Source organism: Shewanella psychrotolerans (assembly GCF_019457595.1).
In the GTDB taxonomy this organism is placed as follows: Bacteria; Pseudomonadota; Gammaproteobacteria; order Enterobacterales; family Shewanellaceae; genus Shewanella; species Shewanella psychrotolerans.
Map to the genome: position 1 here is coordinate 361456 of NZ_CP080419.1, position 16170 is coordinate 377625.

Sequence of the window (16170 nt, forward strand, 5' to 3'; positions counted from 1 at the left end):
TTAGAGGAGGGATTTCCCTCCTCGTTCATCTTATTAAGTTTGCTTGTTTCAATCTAATTTTTGCTTCTGTGACATGAACTCTTTGCGTGAGATCAAACTCAGCATAGCTATCGCTATCAAAGCCTTGCATTAGCCCTTACACTGCAATTAGCTCCCTGACCTTAGGTAATATTAATGGCCCCCATTATCTGTAATAGTGCTTTAGAAGCGGTATCGTTAATTGAAAGTGGCGAAACCTTGTGGACTCACTCCATGGGGGCGACACCTAAGCTGTTGCTCGATGCGCTCGCTGAGCATGCCTTAACGATTCAAGACTTAACCCTGTTACAGCTGCATACTGAATGCGCCGAATCACTTAGCGATCCACGCTTGAAAGGCCACATTCGTCACCGTTGTTTCTTCGGTGGCTTACCGACGCGATTATTATTGCAACAGGGCGATGCCGACTATGTGCCGATATTCCTCTCTGAGGTGCCCAAGCTTTTTCGTTCTGGCGAGCAGCCCATAGATACTGCTATCGTCCAAGTTTCTCCACCGGATAAACATGGTATCTGCTCATTAGGGATCTCGGTTGAGGCCACCTTAGCCGCCTGTCAGATGGCGAAAAAGATCATCGCTCACATCAACCCTATGATGCCGCGTACTCATGGTGATGGATTCATTCACTATAATAAATTTGCTGCTGTGTATGAGCAGAGTATGCCGTTGCCACAACATCCACTCGCTGCCAGCGATGTTACTAGCCTAGCGATAGGTCAAAATGTGGCTAAGTTAGTCTGTGATGGCGACTGTTTGCAGATGGGCATTGGTGCGATCCCTGATGCGGTACTCTCTTGTCTAACAGAGCATAAAGATCTTGGTATTCATACTGAGCTGTTTTCCGATGGCGTGCTGAATCTGGTCGAGCTTGGGGTGATTAACAATAGTCGTAAAAAAGTGCATCCAGGTAAATTGGTCACAGGGTTTGCGCTCGGAAGTCAGCGGCTTTATGACTATGTTGATGACAACCCATCGGTGATCTTTATGGATATTGAGCAGGTCAATGACACTTCTATTATCCGTAAGAACCCCAATGTGATGGCAATAAACTCGGCGCTGCAAGTGGATATATCCGGGCAGATCTGTGCCGACTCGCTTGGTACTCGTATCTATTCAGGTGTCGGTGGTCAAATGGACTTTATTCGCGGCGCAGGCCTCTCTGAAGGTGGCCGCTCGGTGATCGCACTGCCAAGTACCGCTGCGCGAGGAAGTGTCTCACGTATCACCACAGTGCTGTCACCCGGTGCAGGCGTGGTCACTACCAGAGCCCACGTTCATTATATCGTCACCGAATATGGTATCGCTAACCTGCGGGGTAAATCACTGCGCGAGCGTGCCCGCGCGTTAATCGACATCGCGCATCCCGATTTCAGAGAGCAGCTCTGCCAAGAAACTTTCGATATGTGGGGATTAAGCGTTTAGCCTGCTTTCCTTTAACGAATAAAGCCCCTGGTCGATACATCAACTAGGGGCTTTTACTTTTCTTTTGTTGAGCGCGTTAAGTGTCAGGTCTATGGCTGTTTCGGCTTGCTCATCATCATGTTGGACGCGATGGCAAATAGGCAATAGCCTGTGAAAAACCAGAAGCCGATTTCTAGTTGGGCGTGCATCACTATTAATTCACCCATCTGACCTTTGGCGTTACCAGCGAGGTAACTGACAATGATGGCGACCACAAATACATCAGCCATGCTCCATTTGCCTATGGCGTCGATAATGCGCGTTAGCATTGTCGCCGTGCTGCCCTTAGCGAAAATCAGAACGGCTTGCGCCAGTAGCTTGAGGGTAGGAATAATGACAGAGAAGGTGACAATTAAGAGCCCTACCAGCAGGTTACCACTTTGCATCAGGTCTTGCACTGTTCCCAGTATACTGCGGTGCTTGTGATAAATTTCCACCTGGCCCTCCAGCTGGTTAAAGCCGAGGAAGGCTGATAGCGAGCCGAGCAGACCGCGTGTTTCACTATCTTCCGTCATTAACTCTATGCTGGTCTGGGCAAATTGGGATTTGTCTGCGTGGCCATCCAAACTTAACATCGGCAGGCTGACACCGGGTATAAGTAGTGCCAAGGCGATGAGAATAACGAGTAACTGTAGCCATTTACTCCGTTGTGACATGATTGCTCCATTTTCTATGCTGCCAGTGGGTTAGCGTTGGGGATCGGTTATAAGTTCTTTGCAATGAACGCTGGCTGAATATCGCCTCTCACCTAAGAGGTATTTTTTACCATGCCAGGCGTTACCTTTAAAGTCTGGCTACTGCAAATGCCGTTTGCTTGAGGTCATCTGGAGACTGATTGACATGGCCTATCCTAACTTTAGAGAGCACCTCTGCCAAGAGACCGTCGATATATGGTGACTCACCGTTTAGCTTTACAGCATCTCAACACGAAAAAAGCCTCAACTTGAGGCTTTTAGCTAAGAGTGGATGGCTTATTCCACGTTCTGGATCTGAATATGGCAATCATATAAAAATTACACTGCAAACAGTTACTTACATTGCGGTGTTGTTTGATTGTTGATTCATACCCACCATTTCACCCACCATGAATGGTGTTCATTTATACGCGTCCCTTACCTTACTATAAGTTCGTCTTCTTCCTTTCCTTGCAACAATGGGGGAAGGCTTCTCAGAGTTAGATTGGCCTTGCTGTTCGTTTTGTTCTAATTGTTCCGTTTCTACTAAGTTCGCATTTGTGATGGAGGAAGCATTCAGTTGGTCAACGAACTTAGCTATTTTCTTTAAATGTGATTCTATACATTTTTCTTTAAAAGCTAATTGTTCTGTAGCAATTTGTAGTGATACTTCTAATTGGGCTTTTTTTTCTTCAGCACTTTTGAGTTTATTTTTAACTTTATTATGCTCTAAAAAATTAATATTTTCTGAAGAATACCTGCTACTTTTTTGGGAGATATTTTGGGAGAGATTGTTAGCTTTTATTTTTAATATAATATTCTTATATTGTTCTTTAATTAAGTGATCAATTACGTCATCCCAGCTTTTTGACTGTGTCGTTTTTGTTAACTTTTCTAATTTGCGTTGAGTATCGATAGACAGCCTTATAGTTAGATGTCTGCTATCGCCTTTATTCTTTTTTCTCGTTTTGTATGAGCTCCACGCGCTTCGAATGGCTCTTATCTTTTGCTTTACATCCTGTTGCGTTTCCATTATCGATAACGCTGTTGAAATATATTGCTGATCTGAAGTTCCTGTAAGATTCAGCAGTTGGATCTCCTTAAGGTAAAACCAGCTTTTTTTTATGTAATTCCTAGCCCAGCGACACTGTTCATGATCTGTTTCATTGAGCCAATTAGCATTTCTATTATTGTTAAGCATCATACCATTTATCCATTTAGATACATCTAATTGCCAAGATACATTAATTGACTTGGTCACTCTTGGTCAATGAATTAATGGTCACTCGTGCTGTCACTCGTGCTATCACTCGTACTGTCACTCGTGCTGTCACTCGTGACGATTACATGATAACTATAGTTTATTGTGGAATGTATCATTTTGAAGTAGCTTATAGCGTTGATTAAATGAAATGTAATGGATTGTTTATGATTGCTAATTTGCTACTTAATGAAATGAAAGGCGCAAAGTATCAAGTTAAGTTGTTTCTCATATGTTGGGTTTTGAAGTTTCATGAAGATCCCTTAGATGAGGGACGAGTGAAAGAGTTAGCAAAAATTTTTAGTGTGTCAGAGAGAGTTGTTAGGGATGCCTTGAAGTACTTGGTTAAGCATGAGTATTTGATAAAAGTGGCATACAAAGATTGTAAAGGTAGGCGCCAGAACAGGTTTGATCTGGGGGAACCAATTAAAGAGTTGATATCTAAAAAACCAAGGATTCAACGTGCTTCTTATCAAACAGATATAGTCGAATATGTATTAAGTCCCACTTGTGACCATATAGTCGTTTCTAGTAAAGAAGATACCGAAGATACCGTTACAATTAATAATTTTCGATTAGATTTGACAGTTGATTGTAAGTTTGTGCTGGCTGTACTCCTGTTGTTGGGGGATTCAAGAGGTGTTGTTAAAGGTTATGGATTGTCTGATTTCTCTAAAATTTTATGTATGTCTGTTGCGCAGATTAAGCCAAGGCTAAATGAGCTAGTTAAGAAAGGTTACATAAAAAACGTTGTGACAGGAATGACTGGTAAGGCGTTATTTGGACTCAAGCCAAGTATATATTTTTTAGATTTAAAGCATGAATCACTTGGTGATAAAAAAGCCCGTGGGCCTGTAATACAATTACCTCAAAATATCTCAGAACGTCTTGTAGTAGAGGCTGTTGATTTATTTCAACATAAAAGACTTGAGCATTGGCCTAATGTGAGGCCAGGTATTTTTGAGCCTGATGAGATAGGAGTGTTATCAGCTTTTTTTAAAGATCCAACTAATAAGGAAGTGAAATACCTACAAGCGTATTTAACTGAGCTGGCAGCATATATTTTGTCTTCATGTTGGAATCAACTAGCTGAAGCCAATGCCGTTTATGATGAATTGCATCTTGAGATTGAAAATGAACTATTGCCTGCAAGTTTTTTAAAAGAACAGAAACAAACTGGTTTTCCATTAATTGAACATAACAAATTATTTTCTAGATTAATTTTTGAGATATCTCTCAATGTTGCTAAAGCTGTTAGGAATAAAATGGATGAAAATATGGAACACGACTTTGAAAAAATGAACTTTATCATTGAGCGAACTTTTAAACAGACTGAAAATCCGCGATTTCGCCTAGAATTGTGTTCATTGATTTGTTTTTTTAAGAAGGAGTAGCACCTCGGTTTTCGTGTTGATGAAGTAAGATATCATAGTCTCCGATAGTTGAAATCAATCTCTAATAAACAAGATTTCATAACTAATTTAATAATTTATTTTCAGAGTAAATCTGAACTACCTCACCCTAAGCTATCCCAACGAAATCGAAATATCGATTCCTATCAGCCTGCTGGTTTTTCAAGGTTGGTTTGTCTGTTTGTTAATACTGCTAAAAGAAGCTTTTCATTGTCATGTCGAAGACTAATGACAATGCTAGTAGTGATTAGTAACTAGCCATCACCTTCAAAGTGATGGCTTTGGGTGGCATGAGAACACGATAAAAAAATAGTAATTAGACATCTCTTATGAACTTAATCATAGGAGAGTAAGAATGGCTTTAAGACATTGTGATAACAAGAACTTAGTTTTACTTAATGGTAGTGTGTTTAATGGCGTAGCCGTTAATCATAACTATCAGTTAATCGAGAACCACTTGTGCTCTATTCAACGTGTTATTGGATACTCACTAGAAGATCATAGAAGAACCTTTGTGGTTCGAGTTGATCTACATTTACCAGCAAGACCTGATTGTGTTGATTATCCAATGGAATTCGATACTAACGTTATCTCACGTTTTATGGCTTCGCTTAAAGCTCAAGTCGAAGCAGACTTACTGAGGAAGATGCAGCAAGGTATTCGGGTGCATCCATGTACTGTCAGGTACGTATGGGTCAAAGAAAGGAATGATGCTCTACAGGATCATTATCATGTAGCATTATTCTTTAATCGGGATAGGTACTTTAATCTAGGGGATTATAATCAGCTTGGTAATAATCTCAGTACTAAAATCACTAAGGCCTGGGCTAGCGCGCTACGTAGAGAAGCATTTCAAGCCGCACCACTTGTTCACTTCCCGAAAGATACACCGTATTACACTTTAGATATCAATGCTGTTACTTTCCATCAGGATTATCAATCTGTATTCAACAGGCTTAGCTACTTGGCTAAAGTCGATACCAAGCATTATGGTGATCGTACTCATTCATTTGGCTGTAGTCGCAAATAAGCTGAAAATCGTTTTTAGAAGATAATATATACCTGAAGGCCTTTAGGGTACTAACTAGCATTTTAAAGGTTCCAGGTTCATTAGTCTTGTTGTATTACTTCTGATAAAACCAATATTCATCACCAAATAAAATAGCTAGAGGTCAATGAGTGAACGGGCGATATATGACCAAAAAAGAAATGGAGGTAACCCCACTTCTTAGTATGGATGATCAACGAGGCTGTGCTCGTTGAAGCATCTTCTGCTCAATCCACTCTTTTATTTCACTCTCTACCCAGGCAGCATTTCTTTTGCCAAGTTGAATCGGTTTGGGAAAGTTGTTGTCTGCACAGTACTTGTATACGGTTGAGCGAGCCAAGCAAGTCACCTTCATGACTTGTTGTATCTTCATCAGCTGAAAGTGCTTAGATGTTGGTTGTAGAGTATTCATAATTCAAGCTCCTGAAAGTCTTGGTCGACATCATCCTGCTCAATGCCGATGTATCGCAATGTAACGCCCTCAGAGCTGTGTCTGAGCATCTTCATTACACGACCGATATCTTTAGTGTTTTGGTAGAGATGATAGCCCCTGGTCTTTCTCATGGAGTGTGTACCTAGGGCTAGTTTTATTTCTTCACCTACCATCGCTAGTGCTCTACAAACGTAACGCCGAGAAAGCGGTGCAGGCTTCACGGTCTTAGATCGTTGATTACGGTAGGATTGAAAAAGATAGATATGGTTAGGATGTTCTTGGCGAATACGTGCTATACGCTCAAGGGTTGTCGAGTTGAGTTTAATGTTAGCGAGTTTACCTGTTTTGGACTCACGGATGATTAACCTGTCGTCTTGGATATCATCAAACTTAATTGAAAGTAGGTCAGAGATGCGTAACGCTAGGTTTAGGCCGATATTCCACACATCAGCAAGTTGTTGGCTAAACTGTTTCTCAAGCAAGAAGCTAATGAGTTTAACCGTATCATGATCTTTAACTGCTTGAACCTCTGGCATGGGCAAGTTCCTTTTTTCTGCTATATCGATGTTTTGGGCACTTTGGTTTCGCAAAGGCCCATGGGGTAAGGGTTTGCTTGTTCCCGTTTTACCAATATGGGAACTTGGGATTTAAATGGTGTTATCCCAGTGCAATTTGCACCTGATAAACATTCATATGGTGATAGCTGGTGAAGTTGTCGCTAAATAGTTCAATCAGGTCTGCTCCTTCATCATGATTTATCCATCCGCCAATCGAGCTATAGACCTGCTTACTGTTAAAGCAGATATCGATATCCTTGATTAGCTCTGGGGAGTCATGCCCATGAAAAGCGAAATCAGTCACGTAAACTAATCGCCAGTGATCAACTTGTTTCTCAAGCCTCACTTCAACAGGATGAAATCCACCTCGCTGAGGTGAGTAGTCAGGATCTCTAAAGTACAAGGTGATGGCATTTGCGTCCTTTGGATTAGTGTTAATTAACTCTTGTGTTAGTAACTGATAGAAAGGGGCCGGCATAGCGGGTCTTTGATTGGTATCAATTGAAATTGTCATATAAACGTCCTTACTGAATAAACGCGCAACAGCAAGAGATTAGGAGCACACGCTCCTAATCTCTTGTTAGCTGGTGGTTGAGTTGTTTTGAGTTACATCGAAATTGATAGGCTTCGAATGCTATTAACCCGAAGTTTTCGAAATAGAAAATACTGAATGCCGAGACCGTTAAATTAGACCTCTTTCCGCCAGTGAGACCGGGGATTTACCCACAATTATGTGGTCTAAGACTCGCACGTCAATTAACCCTAAGGCTTCGGTGAGCTTCTTAGTGATGAGCTTATCTGCTTGAGATGGTTCAGATACACCGGAAGGGTGATTGTGAGAAAAGATCACTGCAGCGGCATTTACTTCAAGTACGGCTTTCACTACTTCTCTTGGATAAACACTGGCAGCGTCAATGGTGCCAAAGAATAATTCACGAAACTCTATGAGCTGATGTTGACTGTTGAGCATCATCACCCCAAATACCTCTCGCTCATAACCACCTAACTTGTAAGTAAGGAAGTCCTTTGTGCTCTGAGGGTTAGTGAACACATCCTGATGGTTCAGTTTTTCTGCAATGATACTCGCAGCACTCTCAAGCACTTGAAGGGCTGTCGTGGGCCAATGTGACGTTGTTTGATTGATAAATTTGTTGTGCATATAAGCCTCCTTTAATCAGTTATTTGCTTATGCACAGTGGTGATATATATCTGAAATTTATTGGTTTCGTATTTTATCTAGGTGATGACAACCGTAAATTTTTACAAGCTCAACTCATGTTGTGAATGAAACATGAGGAATTCACAATGAGACTAATTAAACTGAAAGCAGTAATGGATTGTACTGGCCTAGGGCGCTCAACTATTTATAACTACATTGCAGATGAGACCTTTCCAAAACCAGTAAGTCTAGGCGCAAGGGCTGTTGCTTGGGTTGAAAGTGAAGTGCAAGATTGGATTTTAGAAAGGATAGAAGAGCGGGATGGTCAAGATTAACTCAATGTAATTGTATTTCTTGTGTGGATGCTTAATTTTTGCACGATGATTTAAGGTTGCACTTCATAAAGCAAATCATAGTTTTATTACTGGAAAAATTGTAGACTTAAGCGTTGTTTTAGGCCGTAAAATAACGCCATGTATGGTTTGATAATCCCAAACTTGTTCGGGTTTATGTTCTAAGGGAACGGCTTCGCATCTATCTGGTGTTCCCTTTTTTTTCAGATGCTTATATAGAAGTTGATTGGTGAGAATAATCACGACTATTTTTTAAGTTAGCGCCATTGGAGTACGATTAAGATGATCAAGACGGTTAAGCAGGCATGTCGCTTTAATCCTGTAATTCAGGATTATAGAATGAGCCAAGGAATAGAGAACTTGGCTGACCTCATCACCGACGCAGGTGACGGAGGAGATTTCTTTTCAAGAAACTTTGTCACACACGGTATGGAGCAGCTATTCCGTGAAGGCATGTTAAGGTTATCTGGTAAATCTGATCAAGCTGTTTTCGAACTAACCCAAGCAATGGGTGGTGGTAAAACCCACATGATGATCGCCTTAGGATTGCTCGCAAAGCATGCTCACTTGCGACCTAGTGTTTTACCAGCAGACCTCAATAACCGCTTAGATTTTGGTAATGCACGCATTGCTGCTTTCAATGGTCGAAATAATCCTGATAATTATATCTGGGGTGAAATAGCCACACAGTTAGGTGCAGCAGATGAGATAAAAGACTATTGGGTAAATGGTCCAAAATCAGTTGATCAACAAAAATGGAAAGACATTATTGGTGATACACCAACGCTAATAATGATCGACGAGTTACCGCCATATTTAGACAATGCAAGCACCCAAGTTTACGGTTCAGGCACATTAGCTAATATGGTTGTTTACAGTTTAAGCGCATTAATGAGTGCAGCTCTAGAGCTTCCTAACTGCTGTATCGTTATTGCTAATTTAACTGGCAGCTATAAGGCACAAACCAAAGCATTAGCTGATTCAATCTCGAATCTTCAGCAAGAAACTCGCCGTCAATCAATGACCATTACCCCAGTGCAATTATCAGGTAATGAGATTTATGAAATTCTGAAAAAGCGATTAGTTGATGAGATGCCTGATGAGTCCGTCATTAATGAGATAGCCGAAGAATATGCTCAGCAAATTAAAAAAGCAGAGGATGGCGGCTACATCATTGCATCCAGTATTGAGCAAATTGCAGAACAAATTCGTGAAACGTATCCGTTCCACCCCTCTTTTAAACACTTAGTTGCGTTATTCAAAGAAAACGAAGGGTTCCGTCAAACTCGTGGTTTGATGCAGTTTACTGCCCGCTTACTTAAAAGCGTTGATCAAAGAACAACTGATGATGTCTTCTTAATAGGAACTCAGCACCTTGATTTGAATGATGAACAAGTCAAAGACGAGATAGAGCGGATTTCACCTAAGCTAGTCCCAGCGGTTACTCGTGACATTGCTGATAAAGGCGATGCGATAGCAGAGGCAATCGATGCTGAACAAAGTAATGATGCTGCAACTCAGCTAATGACGTTATTACTTGCATCTTCATTATCTCGTGCTGTAGGTGGTCGTATTGGTTTATCTGAAAGTGAAATTATTGAGTTCTTGGCTGCCCCTAATAGAAAAGCCGATGAGTTTCTTGATGCGATAAAAAACCTGCGTGAACATGCATGGTACCTACACCGCGAAGATCAACGCTTTTTCATTAAAGAAACGGAGAATTTATCTCGTCAAATTGAGCGTAATGCCAAAGAAATTCCTCAACCGAAAATAGATACTGCTTTAATTAATCGCTTAAAAGGGATATTGCAGCCAAACAAGCGTAATGCTTATCAGGAAGTGCAAATATTGCCACGTATGGATGAGTTAAAATTAACTGGACCACGTGTATTAATCGTCATAAAGCCCGATGGAAAAGTACCGCCTAGCGAATTGATTAATTTTTTTGAGTTTCAGCAAGAAAAAAATAACTTATTGGTACTAACAGGCCAAGATAGTTTAATGGCCGAAGCGGTTGAAGAGCGCTTGCGCGAGCTTTATGCAATAGAGAGAATCAATGAGCGCTTAAAAGCTGGTGATACCTTGTACGAAGAAGCGCGAGACCGCCTTGAAGAGGCTGAAGGTCGTTTTACTAAGGCACTATCAGCTGCATACAACACCATTTTATTCCCAGGTATAGACGAAATAGACGGTTCAGAGCGTTTACTAAAAGTCACTATCGACAATGGCTTGAAAGTAGGTGAAGGTGATCAATCAGCTGAAGCGCAGATTGAAAAATTAATGGCAGATCCTCGCGCAAATTATAAGTTAGCCGCAGATCTAAAGGACAAATTTAGTGAATTCTTTGCCTTGGCAGAATATGAATTATGGCCATCGGGCGCAAACAACCGACGTACTCCATGGAAAGATGTTGTAAGTAAAGCCAAGTGTAATCCTGGTTGGCCGTGGATGCCTGGAAGTAGTGGCATGGATACGCTTAAAACTGAAGCATTAAAACAAGGTCGCTGGCGCTTGGGTGAAGATGGCTATATTGAAAAAGGTCCATTCCCTAAAGAAAAAACCAGCGTTAATGTTTCTTTGCTTAGTACTAATCCAGACACTGGAGAATCACATCTCAGTCTAACACCGCGCAATGCTGGTGAAAGCCCTGTGATTTATTATTCAACTAAACCTGAAGTAACAGAAGCTGACGCACAAGTCGAAGATTTAGAAAGTTTCAGCTCAACGCAAGGCACATTGTATTTTTTAGTAAAAGATCCAAGTGGCAAATATGAAGTAGGTCCTATAACGCGTTGGTTGGCTGATTTAAAAATTCGCCATCAAGTAGAACCGCTAGCAGACAAACGTAAGATCACCTTGCAATGCACCCCAAGTGCGCAAATGTTTTACACCTTAGATGGCTCCAATCCAAAAGACGGTAAAGCTTATGATGCGCCGTTTGAAATTGGCACTGACGCTGCCCGCTTGCTCGTTTATGCAAAATCAGGTGAAGCCAACAAAACAGCAGATTTTCCAATACCGCATAGTGGTGACAAAACTGTACAAGTAGATGATACCAAGCCTGCACGGTTAAACAGTACTAAACGAGTGCCGCTTGATAGCACAGACAAAGTATTTGGTGTGATCAATCGTTTTCGAGATCAAACGTCAACCAAATTCAAAGGCGTTAGAATAGAGATTGGAGAAGGCGAAAATACCGTAGGTATTCGATTTGGTGAGCGTCAGGTTACTGCCGCCATGATAGAAAACACTATTAACAGCTTACGCGAAGTACTAAAGGAAGCGGATGCTCAGGTTACTATCTCAGTTAAAGACGGTATTGAGTTTGAAAACGGCTTTGAAGCTAAAGAATTCGCAAAATTAGTGGGTATTGAATTGAAACCTGGCGATGTCTCTCAAGATGAATAAGAAATTGAGGGTATACAAGCAATAATGATGACACTAGTGAGGATAAAATAATGGCAAAGGTGAAAACATCCACAGAACAAGCGGCGGCTAAACACCCAACGCTGGGCTTTGGAGTGCCTGCATCGAGTGATCCTCATCACTTTAAGGTCATTATTCCTAAAGCCAATAGCGGAAAAATTGAAATTCGTGAACATCTTGGGTTACAAGCACAAAGCGAAGAATTGTCCGTAATTGATCGCGTTATTCTCGATCGCCCTTGTTGGTCGGCAATTCGTGCGGAAGTTCAGCGTGCTTTTAATGCGCGCTTGAAAAGCTACGGCTTAAAAACCAGCTCTTGGCAAGTAGGTGAAAATGTTGTTGACCGTTTACTAGGCAAAGAACTTTGTGTACTAGCTTGGGCAGTTGAGGGTATGGATATTGATAATATCCCTGTAGCAATACGCAACTGGTTAGCACTTCAACCTGAAGAGCGCTGGTGGCTATTTGGCATGACGGCCATGAGTACTGGAGGTATTGAAGATCGTGATGTCGGCTGGCGCATTGCTTTGCGTCATGCACTTGGTGATATTGTACAAACAGAGCAAGTAGAACGCAGCCAAACATCTAATACTACTGCTAGCGCTTTATTGAAATCAGCAGGTACAAAACCACAGTCATCCAATGATGAAAGCACAGAGTTACTGACAACTAATGACGTAAAAGAATCGTCACCTGGTTATGAAGTTTCAGTAACTGAGGATGACACCAATTCATTGCCATCCGATGAATCAACTCATCAAGTTCTATCCACTGAAAATGACTTGTTTTTGTTTGAAGCAAAGCAGGCTAAAGCCGCTGGGCATCCAGTAGGTGAAATGAGTAAACCGGAATTTTTGGTTACAAAAGGCTCTACTGCCAATATTGCACAAGCTAAATCACTGCGTCCAGCCATAAGAGACCTTCGTCAAAAGCTTGTAGATGATGGCGTGTTTGTAAAAGATGGCGATATATATTCATTTACCTGTGAGTACCAATTTAAAAGTCCAAGTGCTGCTGCTTGTGTGATAGCAGGCAACCCACGTAGCGGTATGGATGCATGGCGAGATCTAAAAGGCCGCAGCCTCAAAGAACTTGGTTTTGGCAAAAAGTAAAACAGTATTTTAGCTTAGTGTAGAGTGATACTTCGAGGCTTAAAACAATACTTAATACAATACAGAGCGACGCATTTCATTAGTTAATTTACTCATGTTCGCGCTGTTTGGAGATGAAAATTACATGACACAATTAACACCCTTTGCACTAAAAGATGCGCCAGCACTGATCGAAGCTGTATTTCCAGCACAAAAAATATCTTTTGAAGCGCAACGTGAGCGGAAATCAGGATCGAATCAAACGCTTACTGCTATAGGTTCTTTTTGGAAAGGTAGAAAGCCGTTGTTCTTAGTCAGATCCGTGGTCATAGGGACTCTTTTACCGCAAACAGGGAATACCGAAAAAGATTTAGAAATTTTCGAAATGCTAATGGCCATAGATGATAATGGTCTATCTAGAAGAGCACTTAAACAGAATTCACTCAAGCCAAAACACCTAGCTTCGATTCTTTCTCTTGAAAATCCTTGGCATTTTTTTGCTTTTTCTACCAAGAACTCTGTAGAGAAAGATGAAGTCGTTAATTTACATTTCCCAATAAATACTGATGAACTAGGTATCAACATACGTTGGAATAGAGATGTCTCCGACGAAGATAAAATATCACTATATAAAAGCGCATTAGCGTCAATGGCAAGTTATGAAGAAAAGGCAATTCATTGCAAACGCCCAGAAGAAATAGATGAAGAATGGCTCCTTAAGCCAGTTTGGGAGAAGATAAATAAATATTACAGTCAATTTGGAATAAGCGCCTTTTCTCTATATGAATTAATTGAGCAACTCGGTGTGCTTAGATATGGTCATCGACCTACTGTTGGTGATTCATTTAGTGGCGGAGGTTCAATCCCATTTGAAGCAGCACGACTAGGTTGCAATGCATATGCATCTGATTTGAACCCAGTGGCATGCATGCTGACCTGGGGGGCACTAAATATAATTGGCTCTGATGATGATAAGCGAAAAATAATTTCAAAAGAGCAGCAAGAGCTTTTTGAAAAAGTAGATGCAGAATTAACAGAACTTGGTGTTGAATTTGATTCATCTGGGAATAGAGCAAAAGCATTCTTATATTGCTTAGAAGCAACATGTCCAGAAACAGGATGGAGCATACCACTTGCGCCGAGCTGGGTTATTTCTAAAAATAGAAATATCGTAGCTAAACTAGTTGCGAATACAAGCACTAAAACTTTCGATATTGATGTTGTAGAAAATGTTAGTGAAGAAGAAATGAAGGTTGCTGACAATGGGACAATTCAAAATGGCAGCATGGTCTATACCTTAGATGGTAAAACATATCGTACCCCCATTAAAACTTTGAGAGGTGACCATAAAAACCAGGATGGAGAAGTTGTTAATAAGTTGAGAAGGTGGGAAAAATCAGACTTCCAACCAAAAGTAGATGACATATTTAGAGAAAGACTATATGCAATTCAGTGGATTACTAAGAAATCTATAAACGAAACTAGACAAGTCACTTTATTTACAAAAAATAGAGAGGAAGATCAGCTAAGAGAAAATAAAGTTTATGAAATTCTAAATGAAAATATTGCGTCTTGGCAGGATTCTGGGTTTATTCCTGATATGGAGATTGAATCAGGAGACAAAACAGATGAGCCAATAAAAACAAGAGGCTGGACGCACTGGCATCACTTGCATACGCCAAGAAACTTGTTGGTAGGTGCGCTAACTGCGAAGCATGTCAATTCTATTACTGCTTTTAACTTTTTAGATTTACAGAACTTTAATTCCAAGTTATGTAGATGGGCTACATCTGGAAAAAGAATTGCCAAAGATGGAACTGGTAAGCAGGTCGGTGGGGCTAGTGATAATGCCACAGATACCTTTTCAAACCAGGCGCTCAATCCTAATTATAATTATGCACATAGAAGCTTTTATGGGCTTAAAGACTCTTACCTCCCCAGATATCACTCTAGAGGCGTTATCAAAACCAGTACTAAAATAGTTACCTGCGAAGCAAAAAATGTTTCTGATGTTTGTGATATTTGGGTTACTGACCCTCCTTATGCTGATGCGGTTCACTACCATGAAATTACAGAGTTTTTCATTGGATGGTTACGAAAGAATGCACCTAAACCGTTTGACCAGTGGACATGGGATTCACGAAGAGCTTTAGCTGTTAAAGGGGTTGGAGATAACTTCCGAAAAGGCATGGTCAATGCCTATAAAGCTATGGCTGACCACATGCCTGATAACGGCATGCAATGCGTGATGTTCACCCATCAAGATACCAGTGTTTGGTCTGACATGATTGGTATTTTCTGGGCAGCGGGTTTACAAGTGGTCGGCGCTTGGTATATCGCTACAGAAACCAGCACTGAACTGAAAAAAGGGGGGTACGTGCAAGGCACAGTTATTTTGATGCTACGTAAACGCCCTGCTGGCGAAAACGTGGGCTTTAAACAACGGTTATTACCTGCCGTTCGTGCCGAGGTGAAACGTCAAATCGAAACCATGATGCATCTTAACGATGACGTGAAAGATAAGATGGGTGAACCAGTATTTAACGATTCCGATTTACAAATGGCTGGTTATGCCGCTGCTTTAAAAGTGTTAACCGCATATACGCACATTGGTGGTGAAGATGTCACAACATTTGCACTGAAACCTCGCACTAAAGGCGAAGTGACCGTTATAGATGAAATTGTGCAACAAGCAGCACAAGCAGCTAATAGCTTATTAGTTCCTGATGGACTTACCGTTGATACGTGGCAAAAGCTCAGCGGGCTTCAGCGTTTTTATCTACGCATGATGGATATAGAAACTACAGGTGCATCTAAGCTAGATAATTACCAAAATTTCCAAAAAGCCTTTGGTGTTGATGTCTCTGAATATAACCGAGTGATGGGTAAGGTGACTGCAAATAATGCTCAGCTTAAAAGAATATCTGAATTTGCTTCACGTGACCTGACAGACAGTAACGAGTTAGGGTCTACTTGGCTTGGGCATTTAATCATAGGTTTACAGCAATTATTAGCCGAAGTTGATCCACAAGTGGTGATTAGTCAATTTCAAGTAGAACTTCCTGATTTTATGGAGATACGCGTGTTATTGCTTGATGTACTGACCTTCATTGAAAACAAAGCACCAGAAAAGGCGACCCGTGATGCCGCTGAAGTATTAGGTGCACGTTTACGTAATATGCGGGCAATAGGGAACTAGGAATTTAGTTTTAAATTCAAGTGATTAAAAACCCATGGAATAAGGTTTAGTAAGATA

The 16170-nt window shown here is 41.0% G+C and carries 13 protein-coding genes; 7 read left to right on the top strand and 6 right to left on the bottom strand.

Annotation, left to right across the window (positions count from 1 at the left end; translation table 11 throughout):
• The first annotated feature begins 174 nt into the window (after positions 1-174).
• Positions 175-1461 carry an acetyl-CoA hydrolase/transferase family protein gene (locus tag K0I62_RS01695; RefSeq protein WP_220069841.1) on the top strand — a complete coding sequence of 429 codons (1287 nt, stop codon included), beginning with the start codon at positions 175-177 and terminating at the stop codon, positions 1459-1461.
• A gap of 89 nt (positions 1462-1550) precedes the next feature.
• Here the strand turns inward: K0I62_RS01695 and K0I62_RS01700 are convergent, their stop codons facing one another.
• Together K0I62_RS01700 and K0I62_RS01705 are read right to left on the bottom strand one after the other, a co-directional pair.
• The gene (locus K0I62_RS01700; protein ID WP_220069842.1) at positions 1551-2156 is read right to left on the bottom strand and encodes a paraquat-inducible protein A; all 606 of its coding nucleotides are present in this window, start codon (positions 2154-2156) and stop codon (positions 1551-1553) included.
• A 439-nt stretch (positions 2157-2595) separates the two neighbouring features.
• The gene (locus tag K0I62_RS01705) at positions 2596-3378 is read right to left on the bottom strand and encodes a hypothetical protein (protein ID WP_220069843.1); all 783 of its coding nucleotides are present in this window, start codon (positions 3376-3378) and stop codon (positions 2596-2598) included.
• 224 nt (positions 3379-3602) lie between these two features.
• Between K0I62_RS01705 and K0I62_RS01710 the strand changes: the two genes are divergently transcribed.
• Both K0I62_RS01710 and K0I62_RS01715 read left to right on the top strand, forming a co-directional pair.
• Positions 3603-4829, top strand: coding sequence for a hypothetical protein (locus K0I62_RS01710; RefSeq protein ID WP_220069844.1), 1227 nt, complete (start codon positions 3603-3605; stop codon positions 4827-4829).
• A gap of 373 nt (positions 4830-5202) precedes the next feature.
• Positions 5203-5877: an inovirus Gp2 family protein gene (locus K0I62_RS01715; protein WP_220069845.1), complete on the top strand. Its 675-nt coding sequence runs from the start codon at positions 5203-5205 to the stop codon at positions 5875-5877.
• 211 nt (positions 5878-6088) lie between these two features.
• Here K0I62_RS01715 and K0I62_RS01720 read toward each other — a convergent pair whose 3' ends face one another.
• From K0I62_RS01720 to radC, 4 genes are all read right to left on the bottom strand, one after another.
• Positions 6089-6307 (bottom strand): helix-turn-helix transcriptional regulator, encoded by a 219-nt coding sequence (locus tag K0I62_RS01720; RefSeq protein ID WP_220069846.1) that lies wholly within the window; start codon positions 6305-6307, stop codon positions 6089-6091.
• Positions 6304-6864, bottom strand: a complete 561-nt coding sequence (locus K0I62_RS01725; RefSeq protein WP_220069847.1) for a tyrosine-type recombinase/integrase — start codon at positions 6862-6864, stop codon at positions 6304-6306. Before K0I62_RS01725 ends, K0I62_RS01720 begins: the two co-directional genes overlap by 4 nt.
• Positions 6865-6985: 121 nt before the next feature.
• The gene (locus tag K0I62_RS01730) at positions 6986-7399 is read right to left on the bottom strand and encodes a DUF2787 domain-containing protein (RefSeq protein WP_220069848.1); all 414 of its coding nucleotides are present in this window, start codon (positions 7397-7399) and stop codon (positions 6986-6988) included.
• Between the two features lie 168 nt (positions 7400-7567).
• Positions 7568-8044: a RadC family protein gene (gene radC / locus K0I62_RS01735; protein WP_220069849.1), complete on the bottom strand. Its 477-nt coding sequence runs from the start codon at positions 8042-8044 to the stop codon at positions 7568-7570.
• A 146-nt stretch (positions 8045-8190) separates the two neighbouring features.
• Between radC and K0I62_RS01740 the strand changes: the two genes are divergently transcribed.
• From K0I62_RS01740 to K0I62_RS01755, 4 genes are all read left to right on the top strand, one after another.
• The gene (locus K0I62_RS01740; RefSeq protein ID WP_220069850.1) at positions 8191-8379 is read left to right on the top strand and encodes a helix-turn-helix transcriptional regulator; all 189 of its coding nucleotides are present in this window, start codon (positions 8191-8193) and stop codon (positions 8377-8379) included.
• Positions 8380-8679: 300 nt separating this feature from the next.
• A complete protein-coding gene (locus K0I62_RS01745; RefSeq protein WP_258405063.1) occupies positions 8680-11805 on the top strand; it encodes an anti-phage-associated DUF499 domain-containing protein in 3126 nt (1041 codons plus the stop codon).
• 50 nt (positions 11806-11855) lie between these two features.
• Complete coding sequence (locus K0I62_RS01750) at positions 11856-12935, top strand: anti-phage-associated DUF3780 domain-containing protein (protein ID WP_220069851.1); 1080 nt, start codon at positions 11856-11858, stop codon at positions 12933-12935.
• A 124-nt stretch (positions 12936-13059) separates the two neighbouring features.
• Positions 13060-16113 (top strand): anti-phage-associated DUF1156 domain-containing protein, encoded by a 3054-nt coding sequence (locus K0I62_RS01755; protein WP_220069852.1) that lies wholly within the window; start codon positions 13060-13062, stop codon positions 16111-16113.
• Positions 16114-16170: the final 57 nt, after the last annotated feature.

Bases quoted from the DNA above. Each gene is read 5' to 3' on its own strand.
- K0I62_RS01745 (WP_258405063.1), top strand. From the start codon at position 8,680: ATGATCAAGACGGTTAAGCAGGCATGTCGCTTTAATCCTGTAATTCAG.
- K0I62_RS01715 (WP_220069845.1), top strand. From the start codon at position 5,203: ATGGCTTTAAGACATTGTGATAACAAGAACTTAGTTTTACTTAATGGT.
- K0I62_RS01700 (WP_220069842.1), bottom strand. From the start codon at position 2,156: ATGTCACAACGGAGTAAATGGCTACAGTTACTCGTTATTCTCATCGCC.
- K0I62_RS01730 (WP_220069848.1), bottom strand. From the start codon at position 7,399: ATGACAATTTCAATTGATACCAATCAAAGACCCGCTATGCCGGCCCCT.
- K0I62_RS01705 (WP_220069843.1), bottom strand. From the start codon at position 3,378: ATGATGCTTAACAATAATAGAAATGCTAATTGGCTCAATGAAACAGAT.
- K0I62_RS01710 (WP_220069844.1), top strand. From the start codon at position 3,603: ATGATTGCTAATTTGCTACTTAATGAAATGAAAGGCGCAAAGTATCAA.
- K0I62_RS01755 (WP_220069852.1), top strand. From the start codon at position 13,060: ATGACACAATTAACACCCTTTGCACTAAAAGATGCGCCAGCACTGATC.
- K0I62_RS01740 (WP_220069850.1), top strand. From the start codon at position 8,191: ATGAGACTAATTAAACTGAAAGCAGTAATGGATTGTACTGGCCTAGGG.
- K0I62_RS01720 (WP_220069846.1), bottom strand. From the start codon at position 6,307: ATGAATACTCTACAACCAACATCTAAGCACTTTCAGCTGATGAAGATA.
- K0I62_RS01750 (WP_220069851.1), top strand. From the start codon at position 11,856: ATGGCAAAGGTGAAAACATCCACAGAACAAGCGGCGGCTAAACACCCA.
- K0I62_RS01725 (WP_220069847.1), bottom strand. From the start codon at position 6,864: ATGCCAGAGGTTCAAGCAGTTAAAGATCATGATACGGTTAAACTCATT.
- K0I62_RS01695 (WP_220069841.1), top strand. From the start codon at position 175: ATGGCCCCCATTATCTGTAATAGTGCTTTAGAAGCGGTATCGTTAATT.
- radC (WP_220069849.1), bottom strand. From the start codon at position 8,044: ATGCACAACAAATTTATCAATCAAACAACGTCACATTGGCCCACGACA.